At 63.1% G+C, this 20,890-nt stretch carries 21 protein-coding genes and 2 riboswitches; of the genes, 10 read left to right on the top strand and 11 right to left on the bottom strand.

Annotated elements, in window-relative coordinates; all coding sequences use genetic code 11:
• Positions 1-77: 77 nt before the first annotated feature.
• Positions 78-189, top strand: a riboswitch (SAM riboswitch).
• A 13-nt stretch (positions 190-202) separates the two neighbouring features.
• The 4 genes from ACIQH5_RS15550 to ACIQH5_RS15535 are packed head-to-tail and all read left to right on the top strand — an operon-like array spanning position 203 to position 2,737.
• A complete protein-coding gene (locus ACIQH5_RS15550; RefSeq protein WP_400404929.1) occupies positions 203-466 on the top strand; it encodes a DUF1737 domain-containing protein in 264 nt (87 codons plus the stop codon).
• Entirely contained in the window at positions 463-873 is a 411-nt protein-coding gene (locus ACIQH5_RS15545) for a rhodanese-like domain-containing protein (RefSeq protein WP_062068380.1), read from the top strand. The genes ACIQH5_RS15550 and ACIQH5_RS15545 overlap by 4 nt, the downstream gene beginning before the upstream one ends.
• A complete protein-coding gene (locus ACIQH5_RS15540) occupies positions 874-2,082 on the top strand; it encodes an O-succinylhomoserine sulfhydrylase (RefSeq protein WP_062068382.1) in 1,209 nt (402 codons plus the stop codon). It abuts the gene before it with no gap.
• A gap of 10 nt (positions 2,083-2,092) precedes the next feature.
• Positions 2,093-2,737, top strand: coding sequence for a hypothetical protein (locus tag ACIQH5_RS15535; protein WP_400404926.1), 645 nt, complete (start codon positions 2,093-2,095; stop codon positions 2,735-2,737).
• A 174-nt stretch (positions 2,738-2,911) separates the two neighbouring features.
• On the opposite strand, the gene ACIQH5_RS15530 is transcribed toward ACIQH5_RS15535, so the two are convergent.
• Positions 2,912-4,435 (bottom strand): UDP-N-acetylglucosamine 1-carboxyvinyltransferase, encoded by a 1,524-nt coding sequence (locus ACIQH5_RS15530; RefSeq protein ID WP_400404924.1) that lies wholly within the window; start codon positions 4,433-4,435, stop codon positions 2,912-2,914.
• A gap of 212 nt (positions 4,436-4,647) precedes the next feature.
• On the opposite strand from ACIQH5_RS15530, the gene ACIQH5_RS15525 reads away from it, so the two are divergent.
• Both ACIQH5_RS15525 and ACIQH5_RS15520 read left to right on the top strand, forming a co-directional pair.
• A complete protein-coding gene (locus ACIQH5_RS15525; protein ID WP_400404921.1) occupies positions 4,648-5,622 on the top strand; it encodes a WXG100 family type VII secretion target in 975 nt (324 codons plus the stop codon).
• Positions 5,619-6,098: a hypothetical protein gene (locus ACIQH5_RS15520; RefSeq protein ID WP_400404919.1), complete on the top strand. Its 480-nt coding sequence runs from the start codon at positions 5,619-5,621 to the stop codon at positions 6,096-6,098. Before ACIQH5_RS15525 ends, ACIQH5_RS15520 begins: the two co-directional genes overlap by 4 nt.
• An 11-nt stretch (positions 6,099-6,109) precedes the next feature.
• Here ACIQH5_RS15520 and ACIQH5_RS15515 read toward each other — a convergent pair whose 3' ends face one another.
• On the bottom strand, positions 6,110-6,844 hold the full coding sequence (locus ACIQH5_RS15515) for a siderophore-interacting protein (RefSeq protein ID WP_400404916.1): 735 nt from the start codon (positions 6,842-6,844) through the stop codon (positions 6,110-6,112).
• A gap of 101 nt (positions 6,845-6,945) precedes the next feature.
• On the opposite strand from ACIQH5_RS15515, the gene ACIQH5_RS15510 reads away from it, so the two are divergent.
• Together ACIQH5_RS15510 and ACIQH5_RS15505 are read left to right on the top strand one after the other, a co-directional pair.
• The gene (locus ACIQH5_RS15510; protein ID WP_400404913.1) at positions 6,946-9,066 is read left to right on the top strand and encodes a penicillin acylase family protein; all 2,121 of its coding nucleotides are present in this window, start codon (positions 6,946-6,948) and stop codon (positions 9,064-9,066) included.
• 66 nt (positions 9,067-9,132) lie between these two features.
• The gene (locus tag ACIQH5_RS15505) at positions 9,133-9,732 is read left to right on the top strand and encodes a GNAT family N-acetyltransferase (protein ID WP_400404911.1); all 600 of its coding nucleotides are present in this window, start codon (positions 9,133-9,135) and stop codon (positions 9,730-9,732) included.
• Between the two features lie 82 nt (positions 9,733-9,814).
• Here ACIQH5_RS15505 and ACIQH5_RS15500 read toward each other — a convergent pair whose 3' ends face one another.
• Genes ACIQH5_RS15500 through ACIQH5_RS15490 form a run of 3 tightly spaced genes read right to left on the bottom strand, consistent with a single transcriptional unit; the run spans position 9,815 to position 12,815 of the window.
• Positions 9,815-10,609 carry an energy-coupling factor transporter transmembrane component T family protein gene (locus ACIQH5_RS15500; protein ID WP_400404908.1) on the bottom strand — a complete coding sequence of 265 codons (795 nt, stop codon included), beginning with the start codon at positions 10,607-10,609 and terminating at the stop codon, positions 9,815-9,817.
• Positions 10,606-12,195 carry an ABC transporter ATP-binding protein gene (locus ACIQH5_RS15495; protein ID WP_400404905.1) on the bottom strand — a complete coding sequence of 530 codons (1,590 nt, stop codon included), beginning with the start codon at positions 12,193-12,195 and terminating at the stop codon, positions 10,606-10,608. Before ACIQH5_RS15495 ends, ACIQH5_RS15500 begins: the two co-directional genes overlap by 4 nt.
• Positions 12,195-12,815: an ECF transporter S component gene (locus tag ACIQH5_RS15490; protein ID WP_400404902.1), complete on the bottom strand. Its 621-nt coding sequence runs from the start codon at positions 12,813-12,815 to the stop codon at positions 12,195-12,197. Before ACIQH5_RS15490 ends, ACIQH5_RS15495 begins: the two co-directional genes overlap by 1 nt.
• Before the next feature lie 75 nt (positions 12,816-12,890).
• Positions 12,891-13,027, bottom strand: a riboswitch (TPP riboswitch).
• A gap of 280 nt (positions 13,028-13,307) precedes the next feature.
• Here ACIQH5_RS15490 and ACIQH5_RS15485 point away from each other — a divergent pair.
• Together ACIQH5_RS15485 and ACIQH5_RS15480 are read left to right on the top strand one after the other, a co-directional pair.
• Entirely contained in the window at positions 13,308-14,000 is a 693-nt protein-coding gene (locus ACIQH5_RS15485; protein ID WP_400404899.1) for an NUDIX hydrolase, read from the top strand.
• Between the two features lie 35 nt (positions 14,001-14,035).
• Entirely contained in the window at positions 14,036-14,296 is a 261-nt protein-coding gene (locus tag ACIQH5_RS15480; RefSeq protein WP_024818347.1) for a DUF4235 domain-containing protein, read from the top strand.
• A 70-nt stretch (positions 14,297-14,366) separates the two neighbouring features.
• Here the strand turns inward: ACIQH5_RS15480 and mnhG are convergent, their stop codons facing one another.
• The 6 genes from mnhG to ACIQH5_RS15450 are packed head-to-tail and all read right to left on the bottom strand — an operon-like array spanning position 14,367 to position 20,711.
• Complete coding sequence (gene mnhG / locus ACIQH5_RS15475) at positions 14,367-14,759, bottom strand: monovalent cation/H(+) antiporter subunit G (RefSeq protein WP_400404897.1); 393 nt, start codon at positions 14,757-14,759, stop codon at positions 14,367-14,369.
• Positions 14,749-15,027 carry a monovalent cation/H+ antiporter complex subunit F gene (locus ACIQH5_RS15470; protein ID WP_400404894.1) on the bottom strand — a complete coding sequence of 93 codons (279 nt, stop codon included), beginning with the start codon at positions 15,025-15,027 and terminating at the stop codon, positions 14,749-14,751. The genes mnhG and ACIQH5_RS15470 overlap by 11 nt, the downstream gene beginning before the upstream one ends.
• On the bottom strand, positions 15,024-15,590 hold the full coding sequence (locus ACIQH5_RS15465) for a Na+/H+ antiporter subunit E (RefSeq protein ID WP_400404891.1): 567 nt from the start codon (positions 15,588-15,590) through the stop codon (positions 15,024-15,026). The genes ACIQH5_RS15470 and ACIQH5_RS15465 overlap by 4 nt, the downstream gene beginning before the upstream one ends.
• A complete protein-coding gene (locus tag ACIQH5_RS15460; RefSeq protein ID WP_400404888.1) occupies positions 15,587-17,200 on the bottom strand; it encodes a Na+/H+ antiporter subunit D in 1,614 nt (537 codons plus the stop codon). Before ACIQH5_RS15460 ends, ACIQH5_RS15465 begins: the two co-directional genes overlap by 4 nt.
• On the bottom strand, positions 17,197-17,697 hold the full coding sequence (locus tag ACIQH5_RS15455) for a Na(+)/H(+) antiporter subunit C (protein WP_105692226.1): 501 nt from the start codon (positions 17,695-17,697) through the stop codon (positions 17,197-17,199). Before ACIQH5_RS15455 ends, ACIQH5_RS15460 begins: the two co-directional genes overlap by 4 nt.
• Positions 17,694-20,711, bottom strand: a complete 3,018-nt coding sequence (locus ACIQH5_RS15450; RefSeq protein ID WP_400404886.1) for a Na+/H+ antiporter subunit A — start codon at positions 20,709-20,711, stop codon at positions 17,694-17,696. Before ACIQH5_RS15450 ends, ACIQH5_RS15455 begins: the two co-directional genes overlap by 4 nt.
• Between the last annotated feature and the right edge of the window lie 179 nt (positions 20,712-20,890).

The following is a 20,890-nucleotide window of genomic DNA, read 5'->3' as shown; positions in this document are numbered from 1 at the left end:
CTCCGATTACGCAACATGACGGCCGGACAACAGCCCGCAAGTGCAGCCCGAGGCCCGTGGATGTTACGTTTTTCTTGAGTAATGAGTACCAGCGCAAAGCCCTGACTTGCTGGTCGGCAACCCTCTCTCCGGCGGGGTGCCTCAGGTGACTACTCGGCGTATCGACAACTCGAACTGCAAGCGTGACTGAGGAGCACCAGCTATGCCTGAACCCACTGAAGAAAAACTTTCCTATCGCCTGATTACAGGCCCGGACACCCGTGATTTCTGCGAGCGGATCCACAATGCCCTCGCCGAGGGCTATGTGCTCCATGGCAGCCCGGCAGCCACATTCAACGGCACGGACGTTATTGTGGCCCAAGCAATCGTGCTCCCCGCCGCCATCGCCAATGCCGATGCCGCCGTTGCCACCGCAGTGGACCAGCTGGAGAACTACGACGACGAAGCATTCGAGGGCCACGCATGAGCTACGCAGGTGACCTGACCCCGCACGATGCGTGGGCCAAGTTGGAAGAAGGCGCCATCCTGGTGGACGTCCGCACCGAGGGCGAGTGGGCACACATCGGCATCCCGGACACCAAAGCCACCGAGAACGATCCCCTGTTCATTCAGTGGAACCTTGCCGGCGGTATCCCCAACTCCCGCTTCATCGAGGATTTGCGTCAGCAGGCCCCCGAAGACGACGGCGTTGAGCTGGTGTTCCTGTGCCGCTCCGGCCAGCGCTCCATCTCCGCCGCCATTGCCGCAACGCAGGCCGGCTTCACTGCCTACAACGTCCTGGAGGGCTTTGAAGGAGAACCGGACCGCTACGGCGAGCGCACAGTGAACGGTTGGAAGAACCGTGGCCTGCCGACGAATTTGGGGACCGAGTAAGTGACTTTCAATCCCGACGCCGCCGGTTGGAGCCCCGACACCCAGGCCGTCCGCGGTGGTCTTGACCGTACAAATTTCCAGGAAACGTCCGAGGCCGTTTTCCTGAACTCCGGTTTCGTCTACGAATCCGCCGCTGCCGCCGAGCGCGCCTTCACCGGTGAGGACGAACGTTTCGTTTACTCCCGCTACGGCAACCCGTCCGTCGCAACCTTCCAGGAGCGGCTGCGGCTGCTCGAAGGAACCGAAGCCTGCTTTGCGACGGCGTCAGGCATGTCCGCGGTCTTCACTGCTTTGGGTGCCCTGCTGGCTGCCGGCGACCGCGTGGTTGCCGCCCGCTCCTTGTTCGGCTCCTGCTTTGTGATCCTCAATGAGATCCTGCCGCGCTGGGGCGTTCACACGGTCTTCGTGGACGGCCCGGATTTGGAGCAGTGGCGCGAAGCCCTCTCCGAGCCCACTACCGCGGTCTTTTTCGAATCTCCGTCCAACCCCATGCAGGAGATCGTGGACATCGCTGCGGTCAGCGAGCTGGCGCATGCTGCCGGGGCCACCGTAGTGGTGGACAACGTCTTTGCCACTCCCCTGCTGCAACGCTGTGGAGAGCTGGGCGCCGACGTGATCGTGTACTCCGGCACCAAGCACATCGACGGACAGGGACGCGTTCTTGGCGGCGCGATCCTTGGCACCAAGGAATTCATCGATGGCCCGGTGAAGCAGCTCATGCGGCACACTGGTCCTGCACTGTCCGCGTTCAATGCCTGGGTGCTGACCAAGGGCCTGGAGACCATCGGACTGCGCGTGAACCACAGCTCAGCATCCGCTTTGAAGATCGCAGAGTGGCTCGAGCAGCAGCCTGCTATCAGCTGGGTCAAGTACCCCTTGTTGAAGTCTCACCCACAGTACGAACTTGCAGCGAAGCAGATGAAGGCGGGCGGCACCGTCCTGACGTTTGAGCTGTCTCCTTCGGCCGGGCGTTCAGCCAAAGAGGCTGCGTTCGCCCTGCTCGACGGCCTCCGCGTCATTGACATCTCCAACAACCTGGGCGACTCCAAGTCCCTCATCACGCACCCTGCCACCACCACCCACCGGGCCATGGGACCGGAGGGTCGCGCAGCAATCGGTCTTTCCGATGGTGTCGTGCGCCTGTCCGTAGGGCTCGAAGACGTGGACGACCTCATCTTGGATCTGGAGAAGGCCTTCAAACAGGTCTAACCTTGCTGCCATGAGCGGGAACCATCCCTATCGCCGTGCCGGTGCTGTGATCGTTGCCGGCACGGTGGTGTGGTTCGTTGGAATCTCTCCGGTCTCACGCGTTTACATCACGCCCGACGACGCCGAGCGGCTGCGCATGCTGACGGCAGGCCAGCGCGGATGGATCGTCGGCCAGCACCTTACGGCCGTGGGAACTGTCGCCGTGCCGGTGGGATTCGCCGCGTTCGCCCAAGCTGTTCAGGAGAATGGCGCCGTCACGGATGGTGGTTCTGTCCCGGACAATGCATCGCGCGGGAAGGCGAAGAAGTGGGCTTTCGCTGCAGCCGCAGCCCTGCTCGCCGGCGCCCCGTTCTTCGTCTCAAGCCTCGCCCGGCGGGCTGCTGACATCGAAGGTTTCGCCTACCGCAGGGGGTCCAACGCGCCGTTCCTGGCATACTCCGGACTGCATGTTGTGGCGTTGGCTGCGCTCGGCGGGAGCCTGCTTTCCTTGCCGACAAAACGGTGGATCGCTATTACGGCTGCGGCCAGCGCACCCGCCTACGGCGCCATCCTTGTGGCGAAGAAGGACATTCCGCCGCTCTTTTTCTACTTAGTGGAAGGGACCATCGGCGCGTACCTGATGACATGGGAAGAGCCGGACTCCAAGGCCGCCTGACCGGCTCCAGCTCGCTTTGACCAGTTCCAGCTCGCCTTGGCCGGCTCCTCAACCGTGCGCACCCGTTGCCGCCATACGCACCAGAGGTAACTGGCGCAGATGGCGGAAACGGGAGCGCAAAAGGCGGGAACGGGCGCGTCCAGCGGGAACAGGCGCGTCCGGCAGCGACCGACGCTAGTCCTGGAAGTACTCGATCTTCGCGCCAATGGTGTTCAGGCGCTCTGCAAGGTCCTCATAGCCGCGCTCGATCACGTAGATGTTGCGAAGCTCCGAGGTTCCCCTGGCAGCCAACATGGCCAAGAGCAGGCAAGCGGCCGGGCGCAGGGCGGGCGGGCAGCCGATTTCCGCGGCACGCCACTTGGTGGGGCCGTTGACGTAGATCCGGTGCGGGTCCAGGAGCTGCACCTGAGCGCCCAATTTGTTGAGTTCCGTCAGGTAAATGGCACGATTCTCGTAGACCCAGTCGTGAATCATGGTCTGGCCCTCGGCATTGCCCGCGATCACTGCGAAGAACGGCAGGTTGTCGATGTTCAGGCCAGGGAACGGCATCGGGTGGATCTTGTCCTGCGGGGCGCGGAGCTCCGATGGCTTGGTGGTTACGTCCACCAGACGGGTGCGCCCGTTGCGTGCCATGTACTCGCCGGAAACCTCGAGGTTTTGGCCCATCTGCTCCAGGGTGGCGAGTTCAATTTCCATGAACTCGATGGGAACCCTGCGGATGGTGACCTCGGAGTTGGTCACGATGCCGGCGGTGATCAGGCTCATGGCCTCAATCGGGTCCTCCGACGGGAAGTACTCGATATCCACATCAATGGCCGAGCGTCCGGTGATCTTCAGCGTGGTGGTTCCCACGCCGTCAATCTCCACACCGAGGCCCTCCAAGTAGAAGCAGAGATCCTGCACCATGTAGTTGGGGCTGGCGTTCCGAATGATGGTGGTGCCTTCGCGGTGGGCCGCCGCCATGATGGCATTCTCCGTTACGGTATCGCCGCGTTCGGTCAGGACGAAGGAGCGATCGAGATCGTCGGCGGGAGGTGCAGTCACGGAGTAGAAACCGGACTTCGCCTCTACCTCAAGGCCGAACTGGCGAAGCGCCTGCATATGAGGTTCCACCGTGCGCGTTCCGAGGTCACAGCCACCGGCGTAGGGAAGAAGGTATTCGCTGGTTTCGTCCAGGAGGGGACCCAGCAGCATGATGACGCTGCGGGTACGCCGGGCGGCGTCAACATCCATGGACTCAAGATCCAGCACCTCGGGGCGCCGGATGCGGAGGTCGCTGCCGTTGAGCCATGTACATTCCATGCCGATGGAGGTCAGCACCTCAACGATCCTGTTGACTTCCTCGATCCGGGCGAGCCGTCGCAGCGTGGTGGTGCCGCGGTTGATGAGGCTCGCACACAGGAGGGCCACGCCGGCGTTCTTGCTGCTGTTGACGTCCACTTCACCGGAGAGGGTCCGGCCGCCCTCCACGCGGAGGTGGGTCATCTGCGGCTTGGCCACTTTGACGATGGAGCGCCCAAAAATGGCTTCGAGGCGTTCGATCATTCTGAGGCTGAGATTCTGTTTGCCCTGTTCCATCCGGGCGATTGCGCTCTGGCTGGTTCCCAGCTCAGTAGCCAGCTGCCCCTGCGTCCAGCCTTTTTCGCCACGGGCGTCGCGGAGCAGGAGGCCTACATGTTCGGCGGTAGGTTGCGTCATAACCAATAAATATCACAAGTGAGCTAGAAGTTCAGTGCAACATGCCAATTCAGCGGTAAACATCACACCGTACCCGCCCTGTGCGATAAAGAGCACGACGTCGGCGACTCGCCGTGGGTGAACGCTTTCCCTCAGTTTCTTCAAGGGTAGAGCTCCCCATTGTGCCCCAACGGGAGTTGGCGAAGGATGTACAGGAAAGCTCAGGGGGAAATATGCCTTTCTACGGCGCCGACGTCGATCAGCTCAAAGCACTATCGAAAACCCTTGCCAGCGGGGCCTCGCTGCTGACCACCCGCGCCCGGGAACTCGACTCCTTGATCGCGCAGGGCGGCTACTGGCAGGGACAAGACGCCAAACGCTTCGCCTCCGAGTGGCAGGGCCACTTGCGGCCGCTGCTTGAAAGGGCCTCCCGAGGGATAGAAGAAGCGTCCAAGTCGGTGCTCACCAATGCGGACGAGCAGTCGAGTGCGTCCACTCAGGGAGGCGGCGGCAGCGGTAGCGGAGGCAGCGGTTCAGGCGATTCGGGCGACTCCGCCAAACCGGCTAATGATCCCACAACAAAGGCCACGGACCCCACCCAGCCCACGCCCCAGGAAATCCTGGAGCAGTACCAAGTCAGCGACGCCGAGACCACCAACTGGCCCGGCGACTGGGATCCGCTGCGTTTCGTGACGGATCAGAGGGTGGTTACCGAGAAGGAAGCGGAACTGCTGAACGGCCTTGGACCTTTTGAGCTGAACGCTTTCAAGGGCATTCACGACGACGCCTTCAGTGTTGCCGATGAGCGATTCCCCAGCGAAGACCGCAACGATGACCAAAATGACGCTTTCCGCCACGCCTATTGGAACGCCCTCATGGTCAAGGAGTTCGGCGCTGACTGGGCTGAGGACTACGCCACCGCCCACGAGCAACTTCCCGGAAACCCGGCTCCACGCGAAGCAATGGATCTGTACAACAATGAGGTTGGTCGCAATGTGGCCATTGCCAATCCGGACGCCAGTGCTGAGGAGCTTGCAGACTTGATCGAGGAAGCCGTCAACAACGGAGACACTGTGGTGGTGGGACCTGACCTGTTGCCGCACCCGTCAAACCAGATCCCCGCCGACCAGACGGGTGACGCGGGTAATGCCGAGCCGGCACCTGGTGAGGATCCGGAGTTCAACGACGAGTCCAGGACTACTTCGTGAGTCGTCCTGCCACCACAAACGTTCGACGCCGCGCCAAGACTGCGGTGCCCCGCGTCACCATGACCAGCCTGCTCACCTTAGTTCTGGCCTGCGCCTTGGCCGCCTGTTCCCTCGGAGGATCCGTCATGCCCGAAACGAACGACCACCTCAACAATCAGGTCCTGGAGTCCGCCACGAACGGCACGGCGCTCAAGCTGTCCGATGCCACGGACTTCGACTGGGACCAAGCAGGTTTTGTCACCTCTGGAACCCCGGCCAAGGACATCGAGGAAGCCTTTGGGGAACCGCTCACCAAGGAGAGCCGCTACACCGCGTCACCGGCACTCTTCGTTTTCTTGAAGGACGGCAAAGTCACCAAAGCGGTCCGCATCGTCCCGGACGCCTTCTCCGGGGCTGACGCCAGGAAGAAGTATGGGCGCGACGTGGTGCTCACGCCGCCGGAGGGACAGAAGGGCTTTCTTAACTGGCGCGAGTAACCCGCCAATCGCTAGACCCGCCAGTACCCCAGAGCATCAATCCGGTGCTTATCCACTCCGAGTTCTTTCCTCAGGTGCTTGACGATTGCCCGCGTACTTGATGCTTCGCAGGCGATCCAGAAAAAGTCGTCCCCCACGGAAACAGCGTCTGCCGTGAGCGCAGCGCAGACTTCCTCCACCAGGGCGGCACCGTCACGTTTGCGCGGAACCCAGGTGACGACGTCGGAATCGGAGGTACGCACCTCAAGCGAGGGGTCGGCGTCGTGCTGGTATTCAAGCCACGCCGTCACGGGAGCTGCGCCTGCAGCAACGCGCTGCCGCTCATCCAGCAGTGAATTGATGGCCGGGATGGAAGCGGGATCGCCTACCACCCAGATCCGCCGCGGGGCTGGCCGCGGGAAAGTGAAGGAGCTGCCTTGGACGGTGGCATCAATGGTGTCGCCTGGCTGCACTGAGCGCGCCCAATCCGCAGCAACGCCGTGGTGCATCGCGAAGTCCATGCTGAACGTACCGTCCGCAGGGGACGCGTTGACCAAGGTGTAGGCGCGCTGGTGGGCCTTACCGGAATCGTTGAACCAGAGCCGGATCCACATGGTGGGATGCAGGCCGCTGCGCTCCAGTAGTCCGCCGTCCCGCACGTGCACGCGGAGGAAGTCCGGGGTGATTTCTTCGCTCCCCGTGACTTCCAGGGTGAAGTCCTTGGCGCCCATGACTTTGAGGACGACGCCTTCCCAATTGCGCTTCAAGCAACACTCCTTCACGAATGTCCACGATTTGTGAACGGGGCCAAAGCCATTTATCTTGAGCTTAAGTAAGCCTAACCTAAGCTCGAAAGCGGCCTAAGATTATGACGCCTGCCCCAACGCAGCAACCCGCCCCGGCAGGCGGCCCCGGAACGTACCGGGATCAGTGGGGAATCCCGCACTTGTGGGCTGACTCAGCCGATGAACTCGCCTTTCTGCAAGGTATGAATGCGGCCACGGACCGCTCCTGGCAGATCGAGCTGGAACGGTGGCGTTCGGAAGGCCGCACAGCCGAAGTACTGGGCGCAGACGCGGTGCTCTGGGACCGTTTTGCCCGCCAAGCGCGGCTGGATGACACCGCGCGCCGCTGCTTCGATAACCTCGACGCCGTCACTCAACGCTGGTGCGGGCAGTACGTGGCGGGCGTCAATCAAGCACTGGCGGAAGGCCATAGGGGCGGAGCCGAGTTCCAAGAGTCCGGGTGCGAACCCGAGCCTTGGAACCCGTGGACCCCGCTCGGCGTCTTTCTGGTGCACCACATCCTCTTCTCCACCTTCCCCAACAAACTGTTTCGGGCACACGTCGCGCGGACGCTCGGCGAGGATGCCGTCAGCCTGTTCAGCATCGAAGCGCCCGTCTGGTCAGGCAGTAACGCGTGGGCCGCCCACGGCTCGACGACGGCCACCGGCCTGCCGCTGATAGCCGGCGACCCCCACCGGCTCATGGAACTCCCCGGCGTGTACCAACAAATACGGCTGGCCTGCCCAGAGTTCGACGCCATCGGATTCGCGTTCCCCGGTGTTCCCGGCCTCCCGCATTTTGCCCACACCGGCAACACCGCCTGGGCCATCACCAACGCCATGGCCGATTACCAGGACCTCTTCGTGGAGGAGTTGCGACGGATCAGCGACACCTTTGGAGAACGCGTCGAGGCGCGGGGAGCGGAAGCCTGGGAACCCGTCGTCGTGAGTTCCGAAACCATCACCGTCCGCGGCGGTGAGCCGGTGTCCGTTGAGATTATCGAAACCGCGCGCGGTCCGGTCATCTCCGAAACGCCCGACGGCGGAGCACTCAGTTTGCGCTTCCCGGCCAGGGTTGAGGGGCGGCTGGGTTTCGAGGCCCTCCTCCCGCTGCTGCGGAGCCGGAGCGCCTCCGAGGTGGAAGCCGCGTTCGATGCTTGGGTGGAGCCCGTCAACAGCGTGGTGGCCGCGGACGTTTCCGGGTCTGTTCGGCATTTTGTTGCCGGACTGGTTCCGCAACGAAATCCGGCCAACCGCCGCTTGCCCGCCCCGGCCTTCTCGGCCCGCCATCAGTGGGAAGGACAGTATGTGGTCCTGCCCCGCACCGAGGTTCAGCGTTTTGCCGTGAGCGCGAACGACCGCGATGCCGGCGGCGGTGATGCCGTGGCCATGGAGTTCGCGCCCGCACACCGTGCCCTGCGTATAAGGGAGCTCCTGGAGTCGACTCCGGCGCCGTTGTCCGCGGATGACCAGCAAGCCATCCACATGGACGCCTTGCTGGGTCCGTGGCCACTGTTCCGGTCATTGCTGTCCGGGCTGGCCGCCGAGGACCTGTCCGCGGAGGCCAAGGAACTGCGTTCGCTGTTGTTGACGTGGGATGGAGTGATGGATGCCGGTAGCCACCAGGCTGCGGTCTTCGCAGCATGGCGCGGTGCCATGGTCCAGCGCCTGGCCCGGCACCCTGCACTGGCTCCCCTGAATGAGCCCACCGGCTACTCGCCACTCTTCGGGCCGTGGCTGTCCGTGGCCTCCCGCATTGGTTTCGCCGTGGAGACCCTGCTGGTTCGTGGCAACGAACTTGGCATCAGTGTTGGAGTGGAAGCCGCCGCAGCGCTTGAAGACGTGGCCTTGGAGGAGGCCATGCTCAACGGCGCTGCCTGGGGTGACCGGCACAAGCTTCTGGCCGTTCATGTCCTCCCCGGACCGCTCGCCTCCTCCGCGCCCACTGCTGATCTCAGCGGAGACACCGGCTGTGTTCTGTGCACCGAGAGCCTGCCCGGCGTGGATGACCGAAGCTTCCGTGGACCCGTAGCCCGTTACGTCTGGGACCTGGCCGATCGGCGCAACAGCCGTTGGATAGTGCCATTCGGTTCTTCCGGCACACCGGGCCACCAGCACTTCGCCGATCAGCTCCCGCTCTGGACCGCAGGGCAACTCGCCCCCGTGGTCACTGACTGGCCTGAACTGACCAGGGATCACCGCTGACCCACCCCGTTTCCCAGCAAACCCGCATCAACTCCGCACCAGCCCGCATCAGCCCCGAAGGAAGCCATGACCACCACCACCCAGGACTTCTCCGTCCGCTCCACCGTCTACTCCGAAGACCTCGAAGGATGGGGCGCGCTGCGGCTTGTCCCGCTGGTTCCTGCCGAGGACATAGACCTCATCTTCGAATGGGTCACCCAGCCCCGTGCCAAGTTCTGGGGCATGACGGAGAACTCCCGGGAAGAAGTCTTGGAGATCTACGAGTTCCTTGACTCCTTGGAAACCCACCACACCTTCCTGGCCATCCTTGATGGCGAGCCACTGGCCCTCTTCCAGACTTACGAGCCGCTGCACGATCCCGTGGGCGAGGCCTACCCGGCCCGCGAGGCAGACATCGGCATGCACCTGCTTCTAGCCCCGGCCACCCGGCCCATTCCGCACTTCACGCCGAAGCTTGGCACGTCCCTGATCAAGTACATGTTCTCCCTGCCGGGCAAGGACCGGATTGTGGTGGAGCCGGACTCCCGCAACGCCAAGGCCCTCCGGCGCCTGGAAGCGACGTGTTTTGAGCTGGGTCCCATCATTCAGCTCGCTGAGAAGGAAGCCCAGTTGGGCTTCTTGACCCGCGCAGGGTTCGACGAAATCCAGGAGCAGCAGGCGCCATAACCACCTCTGAACAGCGAAGTGCCGCCGGCGCCCCCAACAGGCCGGCGGCACGCTTGGTGCCAGCTCACCAACGCCTACAGCGCTAGCGCCAGACGAAACTCCAGGTTCCGGTCCCTACGGCCGTCAGCACCGCACCGGCTGCGATGACCAGTCCGCCGAGGACCACCCACGCATCCAGCATCGAGTACTTGGATTCACGCGCCCACGTCCGTTGCCCGCCGCCGAAACCGCGTGCTTCCATGGTCACTGCCAGCCGGGAAGCCCTGCGGACGGCTTGGACCAACAGGCCAAAGCTCTGGCCGAGGGTTGCTTTCAGCCGTTGGAACGGGCTGCCTTGGGACCCCACGCCACGGGCCCGGCGGGCCATTCCGATTGTTTGCCATTCCTCAGCCATCAGCCCCACCAGCCGCATCGCCGCGAGGGAGCCCAGGACAAAGCGGTGCGGCAGCTTTGCCTTCTGCGCCAAGGCATCAGCCAAGTCGGTGGGATCGGTGCAGGTCATCAGAAGGATCGCCGGCAACGCAATCGCCAAGCCGCGCAGCATGAAACCCAGCCCCAGCTCCAGGGAACCTTCGCTGATGGACCAGAGTCCGACGTCGAGCAGTACAGCGCCGCTGTCCGCCGCCACAATTGCGGTGCTCCAGCCGCCGATCGCTGCCGCGATGATCAAGGGCCAGGCCCGCTGCCACAGAAGCCTGAGGGTGAGTCCGGCCAGCGGGAAGAGCGCCAGTTCCGCAAGGAGTGCCGTGGAGGCGGAGACCCAGTCGATGGACAAGGCCAGCACCAGGGAAATCAGGAAGACGGACGCGAACTTGGCCAAAGGGTTGGCTTTGGTCAGGAGGGCGTGGTTCCCGCGCAGGTTCAGGGCGTCCCTCATGCTGCACCCGCTTCCTGACGCGTGGCTTCACCCTGTTGGACCGGGCCGAGCCGCAATTCCGTTCCGCCGAGCACGGCACTGAATTCTTGGTCGTGGGTCACGGAGACCACCGCGGTTCCGGCGTCCAGCAGCTCGGAAAGGAACGACGCCAGTTCTGCCCAGGTGTTAGCGTCCTGACCGAACGTGGGCTCGTCCAGGACAAGCACTTTCGGATGGGCCGCGAGGACCGTGGCCACCGAGAGTCGCCTCTTCTCCCCGCCGGACAACGTGTACGGGTTGGCATCCACCAGGTGCGTCAACCGCAAGCGCTCCAGCAGTTCATCCACGCGGTCCTCGCCGTGGCCAAGATGCTTCGGACCAAACATGAGCTCATCCAGGACGTTGCCCGTAACGAACTGGTGTTCAGGTTCCTGAAAAACCGTCCCAATGCGGGAAATCAACTGCTCGGCTTTCCACTTGTACGGATCAATGCCGGCGCCCTCGGAAAGCTCGACGGCGGCACTGACCTTGCCGTCCACCGGCGCCAGAAGACCGGCCAACGTGAGCGCAAAAGTGGACTTGCCGGCACCATTCGGACCCGTGATGGTCAGTGCCTGGCCGGCCCTGACCTGTGCGCTGATGCCCATCTGAACCGGCACGGGCGGGATGGTCTTGAAGCCCTTGCGTCGTGGCTTTTCCCGGGAAACAGCGAGGTCCTGCGACGCGAGAAGTAGCTGTGCGGCGTGGGTCTCGTTGCTGCGCTCCCGGGTTGCCGGGACGTATCCAGGCACCCAGACGCCGGCTGACATGAGCATGCTGCGGGCTTCTGAAAGGACGTGATCCGGCGGGCCGTCCAGGAGGACTCCCCCTGTGGCCCCGGCTGCGCCAGCGGAGCCGTGAGCCGCGGTTGACCCCGGCTGCAGGACCACAATCCGGTCCACCAGGTCCTTCCACACGGATACGCGGTGTTCCACCACAACAAGGGTGGCGCCGGTCTTGTCCAGGCACCGCCCTACCGCATCACGGACCTCCAGAACGCCGGCCGGATCCAAGTTGGCCGTAGGTTCGTCCAACAGGATCAGGCCGGGTCGCATCGCCAAAATGCCTGCCAGCGCAAGGCGCTGCTTCTGGCCTCCGGAGAGTGCCGCCGTCGGGTGATCCAACGCCAAACCGCCGCCTGCCGCGGTACGCAAGCCGACGTCGTCGAGCGCTTCATGGACGCGCGCCCAGATCTCCTCCCGCGGGACGGCCAGGTTCTCCGCACCGAACGCGACGTCGTCCCCCACCCGGGAGAGGACCACCTGCGTTTCCGGGTCCTGCTGCATCAGCCCGGCGCGGCCACGCTGCTCACGGGGAGCAACGCCGTCGATCAGCAGTGAGCCGGTTTCATCCGAGTCGTCTTCCTCGTCACCCAGCACGCCCGCCAAGGCATGCAGTAGCGTGGACTTGCCGGCGCCGGAAGGACCCAGCAGCAGCACCCGCTCCCCCGGTTCAATCCGAAGGTCGAGGCCCTGAATGGCGGCTTGGGCCCGGCCGGAATGCCGCCACCCCCAGCCCTCGGCTGAGATGGCGGCAGGCCGCACCGCGCCGTTTTGCGTGGCGGACATCAGTTGAAAACTGGCTCCGAAGCGGCCTTGCGCGAGGCGAAGGAGCTCAGCACGCCGGTCTTCGCCAAGCCGCGCGTCGCAGCCCAGGAGAGTGCGCCCGCGATGATCGCCCCGGAAATGGTGGTGAAGGTGATGTACGCCAGCTTGTCCACCGCCTCGTAGGCGATGTTCCAGCCCCAGGGCAGGAAGGAGTCGTTCAAACCGCAGAAGAGGCCCGCGCCAGCGCCCGCGAGGAGGGCCGTGGGCAGGTTGAACTTCTTGTACCGGAACGCAGCGAAGATGAGCTCGGCGCCCAGTCCCTGCAGAATGCCGGAGATGAGCACAGTGGTGCCGTACTGCGAACCCATGATGAGCTCGCCCGTGGCGGCCACAGCTTCGCAGAACAGCGCTGCACCCGGCTTGCGGATAATGAGCATGCCCAGGACAGCGGGGATCATCCACCCACCGGCGATCAGACCGGTGAGCGGCGGATACGTCGCGTTCATGGGGATGGATACCAGTGCCGCGCCTTGGGACCATGCCCAGAAGATCACGCCGCCGGCAATAGCGATCAAAGCCGCCACAACAATGTCTACAACACGCCAGTTATAACTGGTCTTCTTCACGTTTACCGTGGTCATTTTCTGCCTCCTGAGGTTACAGGAGGGGAAAGTGCTCCCCGCAACCCGGTTGGCCTGCGCCCCCCGGATCCGGACACTCTGAGAAGCTCGACTCCCTTGCGCCGGTACTAACCGGATCAGGTTCGAGGGTCTGCGGCTGTCCGCACTCTCAGCGCCCTCGCGTCTCCTGCATCTCTGCAGGGTCCGACGGCGGCGCTCCCCTGTCGTTATCAAATCTGCCCTGATGGGCTGGTTCAGTTTACACCTGAGCCCGTGGCGGGTGTTGCTGTCCAGTCACAATCGCCTTCCGGGGGCTGCGGGGTGCGTTGCGAGGCCCGCTCTACGCCCTCCCCCCGCGTTTTGGCACGCACACCAGGCCCCACAACGAGTACGGGGTGCGTTGCGAGGCCCGCTCTGCGCCCTCCCCCCGCGTTTTGGCACGCACACCAGGCCCCACAGCCGGACCTGAGAGAATGAACCAGCAGACGTCACCGCGGCAAAGGGGCACATTTCATGACTGACCTTCCCAAGCAGGACCCACCCAGCACTGAGGGCACTGTGCCGCAACCACGTCTCGCCGCAAGCGTTATCTTGCTCCGCGACGCCCCGGACGGGCTCGAAGCGTTCGTCCAGCACAGGGTGGACACCATGGACTTCGCCGCTGGCATGGTGGTCTTCCCGGGAGGACGCGTGGACTCTGCGGACGGGTCCGGGTGGGACTACCCGGCGGAACTGCTCGAACGGCACTCGGCAGACTGGAACCAGAGCTCCATCGGGGCGGAGCCGGGCGAAGCAGCGAGGAATGCCGGGACAGTGCTGACAGCCGCAATCCGCGAAGTCCGTGAAGAAGCCGGACTGAACATCAACGCCGCTGATCTCCGTCCCTGGGCCAACTGGGTTACCCCGACGGACATGCCCAAGCGCTTCGACACCTACTTCTACGTCGCCAAGCCCGCCCCAGGGGCTGAGCCCCAGCACCAAACCACGGAGGCCTGGAAATCACTCTGGATGCCGGTGGCCGGAATTCTCGCCTCCGAGGCGGCGGGCACCCTGAAGCTGATGCCACCCACGTATTACCTGCTCAAGGAAATTTCCGGGTTCCTGACGGTGGACCACGTATGGTCGGCCGAACACACGGTTGTCCCGGTCCTGGCGCCGGTTGGCTCCATGGCCGCGTTCCTGAAGGAACGGGAAAACCGCCGCTGACAGTGTTCGCCCTGCGTTGCAGCTAGGCTGGGGACATGAATCTCTTCCTCAAGCTACTGGGTACCGGAGTGAGCCTCGGAGCGGGCTTCGTCGGAACCAAACTCGTCAACAAAGGGTGGGAAAAAGCCACCGGCAACAAGCCGCCCACAGGCAACGATGACGTGGAGACGAGCCTGCGCTCGGCCCTGACTTTTGCCTTGATTTCCGCGTTCGTGAGCACCCTCATCCAGGTCCTCGCCAACCGCGGAACGCAGCGTGCCATCGCCCGCTTCGCCAAGTCCCAGGACATCGTCTAGATATCAGCCAGAGAACAAACAAGCGCGGGTCCGCTGTAGTGGGCCCGCGCTTGTTTTTGTTTATCGCAGTTTAGTTGTCGCTCCCGGGTTCCTGGCCGGCAGCCGCCCTTTGGACCACGGCCTCCAGTTCATCCTTGGTGAGCTTTTCGCGGTGTCCATGCTTGGTGCGGTACGCGGAGCGGCCCACCATGTGCGCGGACACTGGCGCTGTGAGGAGCTGGAAAATCCATGCCACCAACAGAACCGGCCACACCCACCATGTGCGCATCTGGAGTCCGATCGCGGCCAACATGAGGAACAGCCCCAGGACCTGCGGTTTGGTGGCTGCGTGCATGCGGCTCATGAGGTCCGGGAATCTCAGCAGACCAATGGCTGCACCGAGGGACATGAGGGCTCCCACTACCAGGAACACAGCGGTGACAGCATCAATGACAACGTCAAGACCGGAGGCGTCAGGACTCATTGTTCTGTTCCCTCCGCTCGGCCACGAACCGGGCAACGGTCACCGAGCCAATGAACCCGATCACCGCCAGGGCTACCAGCAGCATCAGGTTGTTCAGGTGCTTGTTCAGCGCCATGTCGATCGCCAGGGCAGCACCGAGGATGGCCAGCAAAACATCTGATGCCAGGACCCTGTCCAAGAGGGAAGGCCCGACGGCGATGCGGACAATCGCACCCGCGGCAGCCAGGCTGAGGATCACGGCGGTTACCACCAGGACTACTTCCTTCACAGCGCTGCCCCTTCCAGCCCCGGACGCTGTTCGGCTCTGAGTGCCTCGACTTCTTCGCGCGTACCCATAATGCGGATCAGCCCTGCCTCAATGTCTTGGGTTTCCTGACGAATTTTGTCGATGTCCGCCTCTTCATAAATGTTGAGTGCGTGCAGGTACAACGTGGAAGTGGAACGGTCCACCTCCACCACCAGGGAGCCGGGGATCAGCGAGATGACGTGACCGGTGGCCGTCACCATGAGATCGGAATGGCTCCGCAACGGGACGGCGACGACGGCGCTGCGGACCCTGGGCCCTTTGGCTACAGCGAGGTACAGCACCAGGAAGCTCGCTGCCACCACTTTGGCGAGGAACATCAGGGCAAAAGGTATGGCGCGCAGGACGTTGAACCTGCCGCTGAGCTCCACCGGCGGTAGGTAGAAGAATTTGGCCACCAGCACGGCAATCAAGGCGCCGAACAGGAGGTTGCCCGGGCTGAAGTCCCGCCACAAGGCACCCCACACAATCACCAGCCAGATCAGGAGGGGCAGTTCAGTGCGGAACGAGATCGGTTTACGGCTCATTTGGCTTCCCCCGTCCGTGCATCATCCGCTGGGCTCTGGTCCTTCTGCGTTTCACCCTTCTGAGCCAACGGTGGCACCACAACGGAGTCCCCCAGAACCGAGTGGATATACGCCGAACGGTCCAACATGATCCCGGCGGACCCGTCAGCAACCCTGAACAACGGACCTGCAAAGACCGTCAGTGCAACACCGAACACCACCAGTCCAGCCGTGGATCCCACCATGGTCCGCGGAAGTACTCCCACGTTCCCCGGGGTTTTCAACACGGGGTCCGGGTACTCAGCGTCCTCCGGCTTGCGCCAGAACGCCCTGTTCCAGACGCGGGCGATCGCCAGCAGTGTCAGCAGGCTGGTGACCACGCCACCCACCACCAACGTGATCGCCAACGGCGTCCCCAGCTCCACACCTGCTTGCAGCAGCCCCAGCTTTCCAAGGAAACCTGAGAACGGCGGAATGCCTGCCAAGTTCATTGCGGGGATAAAGAACAGCAAGGCCAGCAGCGGAGAGAGCTTCGCCAAGCCACCCAAACGGTCAATGGAAGAACTTCCACCACGCCGCTCAATGAGTCCCGTGACCAGGAACAAACTGGTCTGGACGGTGATGTGGTGGGCTACGTAGAAGACCGCGGCGCCCAGCCCGGCCACGGAGCTCATGGCGAGGCCAAACACCATGTAACCAATATGGCTCACCAGGGTGAAGGACAGGAGACGTTTGATGTCGCTCTGGGCCAGGGCACCCAGAATTCCGACAATCATGGTCAATAACGCCACCACCATCAGCGGGACATTGAGCGTGTCCCCCGGGAACAGGAGAGTTTCCGTGCGGACCATTGCGTAGACGCCCACTTTGGTCAGCAAGCCCGCGAACACGGCGGTCACTGGAGCGGGGGCGGTGGGATAAGAGTCCGGAAGCCAGAAGGACAGGGGGAAGACGGCTGCCTTGATGCCGAACGCCACCAGCAGCATCACGTGCAGCAGGTTCTGGGTACCTTGATCCAACTCGGCCAGCTTGATGGCCAGGTCCGCCATGGTGATGGTTCCGGTGGCCCCGTAAATCATGGCGATGGCAATGAGGAACAGCACGGAGGACACCACGGAAACCACCACGTACGTGACGCCTGCACGGATGCGCGGACCCGTCCCACCCAGCGTCATCAAGACGTAGCTTGCTGTCAGCAGGATCTCGAAACCGACGTAAAGGTTGAAGAGGTCACCGGTCAGGAACGCGTTGGAAACGCCCGCCACCAGGATCAGGTAGGTGGGGTGGAAGATCGAGACCGGGGCTTCCTGGTCGCCGTCGGCCATACCCTGCCCCGTTGCGTAGATCAACACCGCCAGGCTCACCACGGTGGAGACCACCAGCATGAGCGAGGAGAACTGGTCCACCACCAGGACCACGCCCCACGGCGGCAACCATCCGCCCAAAGTGACCGAGGTGGTACCCCCGTCCCAGACAGAGATCAGGAGTAGGCATTCGAGCAGGAGGGTTGCACTGAGGATGCCAATACTCACCACCCGCTGGGCGCTGTGGTGGCGGATCAGCAGGAAGGCCAGAGCCGCACCCAGAATTGGCAGGAGGACAGCTAGCGGCGACAGGTTCGCGAGATTCACGCGCTGCCTCCTTCCTGGGTTGTTGCCGTATTGGGGGTCTCCGTGGCGTCCGGTTTTTCACGATCCGCCGGGCTTGCAGGAGTGACCGCGAATTCCGAGGTTTCCAGCGGAACAATGGCGTCGTCCTCGGCGTCGAAGCTCGGCGTCTTGGCCACGCGCACGTCTTCGAGGTCATCCTGGATCTCGTCCTGACGGGCCAGGACCCAGGTGCGGTAGATGATCCCCAGCATGAAGGCCGTCACCGCGAAGGAAATGACGATCGACGTCAGGATCAGCGCCTGGGGCAAGGGATCGTTGTAGGTCTCCGGGTTCGTTTCCTTACTGAACAGGGGTGCCAGGCCGGCATAACCTCCGGTGCTCAGGATGAGGATGTTGGTGGCGTTGGCCAACAGCATCAAACCCAACAGCACACGCGTCAGGCTGCGTTCCAGGATCAGGTAGATGCCGCAGGCGTACAGGACGCCCATGACGATCAAGAGGGTCAGGTTGATGCTCATGAGTTACCCTTCCCGAGCGCAGCGGACTCGGCGGCTTCGTGGGCAAGTTCCGGATGCTCGGCGGCATCTTCCTCCGCCAGCGGCGCGCCTTTACCTTCAAAATGCTCATCGATTTCGGCACCGAGGCTGCGGAGGACGTCCAGCGCCAACCCCACCACCACGATGTACACGCCGATGTCGAAAATCGTAGACGTGACGAACTTGACGTCGCCAAACACCGGCAGCCAGAACTCAATGATGGCGCTCTGGAATACCTGTCCGCCAAGGAAGAGCGGGACAACACCGGAGGCTGCCGCCGTCGCAAGTCCCGTCCCCAAAAGCGTGCCGGCGCTGATGGTCGCTGCCTCACTCAGCTCGAATCGGCCACCAGCCAGATACCGGATGGTGAGGGCGAGTCCTGCGGTGAGGCCGCCTGCGAAGCCGCCGCCCGGCAAATTGTGTCCGGCCAAGAGGAGGTAAATGGAGAAGACGATCATCGAGTGGAAGATCAGCCTCGTCACCACTTCAAAGATGATCGAGCGTCGCTCAGGTGCGAGCGTGCGTCCGGCCACCAGCCACGCGTCGCGGGTGACGTCAGTGAACTTTTTGGCAACGGCCAGCGAGGCGCCGTCGTGCGAATCGCGGTCGACGCCGGTGCGGCGCCCCACGCTGCCTTCCGGCACAGCGTCCGAGGTCTTGATGCGATCGCCGCGGCTGCGCACGAATATCAAGCTGGCGACACCCGTGGCTGCAATAGCCAGCACGGAAATCTCGCCAAAGGTATCCCAAGCGCGGATATCCACGAGGGTCACGTTGACCACGTTCAGACCGCCGCCGCCTTCATAGGCCAACCGCGGGAAATCAAGCGAAATGGGAGTAGCTACACGGGCGCCCATGGCATAAATCGCCACAAAGATCATGGTGATACCGAACGCCGCACCGATGATCACACGAATCACCCTGAGCCGGCCTCCGGTCCTGTCCCTGAGCTCTGCGGGGAGGCTGCGCATGGCCAGCACGAACGCCACCAGCACAATGGTTTCCACCAGCATCTGGGTGAGGGCGAGGTCCGGCGCACCCTGCAAAGCAAACATCAGTGCAATGCCATAGCCGGTGACGGACACCATGAGAACAGCGAGGAAACGCTTGTTGGCACGGACTGCGGCCAGTGCCCCCACCACGATTCCGGCTCCAGCCACCAACTGGAGCGGGGAATTCGGGTCAATGACGTAGATACCGTCAGGCAGCGGCTTGTTAGCCATGATCAAGGCGGTCGCCGGCACAGCGAAAGCTACCGTCAGGATGACTGCCAGGTAGAAGTACAGGGAACCACGCTGTGTGCGGCCGGTGACCCACACCGCAACATCGTCCAAGGCGCCGATGGTGTTCTGGTAGGCGCGGTCGCCGTCCACCCAGTCAGGAACCAAGCCTTGAGCACGGGAGACAAGGTTGCGCCCGTAGAACATCGCAGCGCCGGCCGCGAAAGTAATCGCTGTCAGGCCCAAAGCGGGGGTGACGCCATGCCACAAAGCCAGGTGCCCGGCGTCGACCGCGTCTGGACGGTTGGCGAACAACGCCGCATAAGGCTGGATCCATGTGTCCACGGGGGCCGGCCAGAGGCCGTACACGATGGTGAGCACGCTGAGGATGGCCGGGGCAGCAAGGAACGCGGGCTTGATGGGTTTGAAAGGTGTGGGTTCAACGCCCGGCTTCACGGCGAACGCGCCCCACATGAAGCGGGCGCTGTAGGCGAAAGTGAGGATGGAACCGATGACCAGCCCGATCAGGATCCAGATGCCCCATACCGGAGCATCATCGCCGGTGCCGTAATGGACGAAGGCTTCGAAGACCGACTCCTTGGCCACGAAACCAGCCAGTGGCGGCACGCCGGCCATGGACGCTGCCGCAATACCGGCCACCACTCCGAGGGCCCGCGAAGAACGGAAAACTCCGGAAAGCTTGCGGATATCGCGTGTCCCCGATTGGTGGTCGATGATGCCCACCACCAGGAACAATGCTGCTTTGAACAGGCCATGGGCGAGCAGCAATCCCAGCCCGGCGAGGGCAGCGTCAGGGCGACCCAGACCCACCACCATGGTGAGGAATCCGAGCTGGCTGACAGTGCCGTAAGCGAGGATGAGCTTAATGTCGGTTTGGCGAAGCGCCCGGTAGCCGCCCACGAGCATGGTGGCCAGGCCCAGCCCCAAGACCACCGGCAGCCAGAACTCCGACTCCGAAAAGCCCGGTGCCAGGCGCGCAACGATGTAGATGCCCGCCTTCACCATGGCTGCGGCGTGCAGATAGGCGCTCACAGGCGTGGGGGCGGCCATCGCTCCCGGGAGCCAGAAGTGGAACGGGACCAGCGCCGATTTGGTCACCGCGCCGGCCAGGATAAGCACGACGGCGGAAGCCACCGCTCCTTGCATCGGTCCGCTCATGAGCGTCCCGGCTTGGTCCAGAATGGCTGAAATCCGGTATGTGCCGGCAGCCTGGCCCATGATGATGAGGCCTACGAGCATTGCCAGCCCACCCGCAGTGGTCACCATAAGTGCCTGCAACGCAGATCGGCGTGCAGCCAACCGGGTGCGCGCATAGCCGATCAGCAGGTAGGACAGGATGGTGGTGAGCTCCCAGAAGATGAACAGCATCAGGAGGTCATCGGACGTCACCAAACCAAACATTGCCCCGGCGAAGGCAAGGAGCTGAGCTCCGAATCCGCCGAGGTCCGCGTCCTCGTTCTTGAAATAACGGGCGCAATAAACCAACACCAAAGATCCGACGCCGAGGATCAGAAGCGACATGACCCAAGCCAAGGGATCCATGCGGAAGGCGAGTTCCAGCTTCAAGCTGGGGATCCACGGAAGGACCTCTTCTATGCCTCCGCCGGAATATACGGCGTTGTACTGGAGCAGCAGCCAAATAAAGGCGCCTGCGGGCACCGCTGCCAGGGCATAGAACGCGTTTCTGCCGAGTTTGCTAAAGATCAAGGGCGCCACAGTTGCCGCTACAAAGGTGATGGCGAGAACTGTGATCACTGTTATCTCCGCAAAGTCAGGAACATATTGTCAAAAGTTGGAGCAGGCGGTCATACGTTGGGTTCGGTTTACCTAGTTTATCAAGGCGGACTGACAGTTTTAGGCATCGGAACCCGTCTGCGCGCACGGCTTAAAGCGGCGTTCTCCACAACCCGGTCTGTCATGCGCCCACGGGTATC

This window comes from Paenarthrobacter sp. NPDC091711 (genome assembly GCF_044756605.1).
Lineage (GTDB): Bacteria > Actinomycetota > Actinomycetes > Actinomycetales > Micrococcaceae > Arthrobacter.
This window is presented reverse-complemented; position numbering and strand designations above follow the sequence as displayed.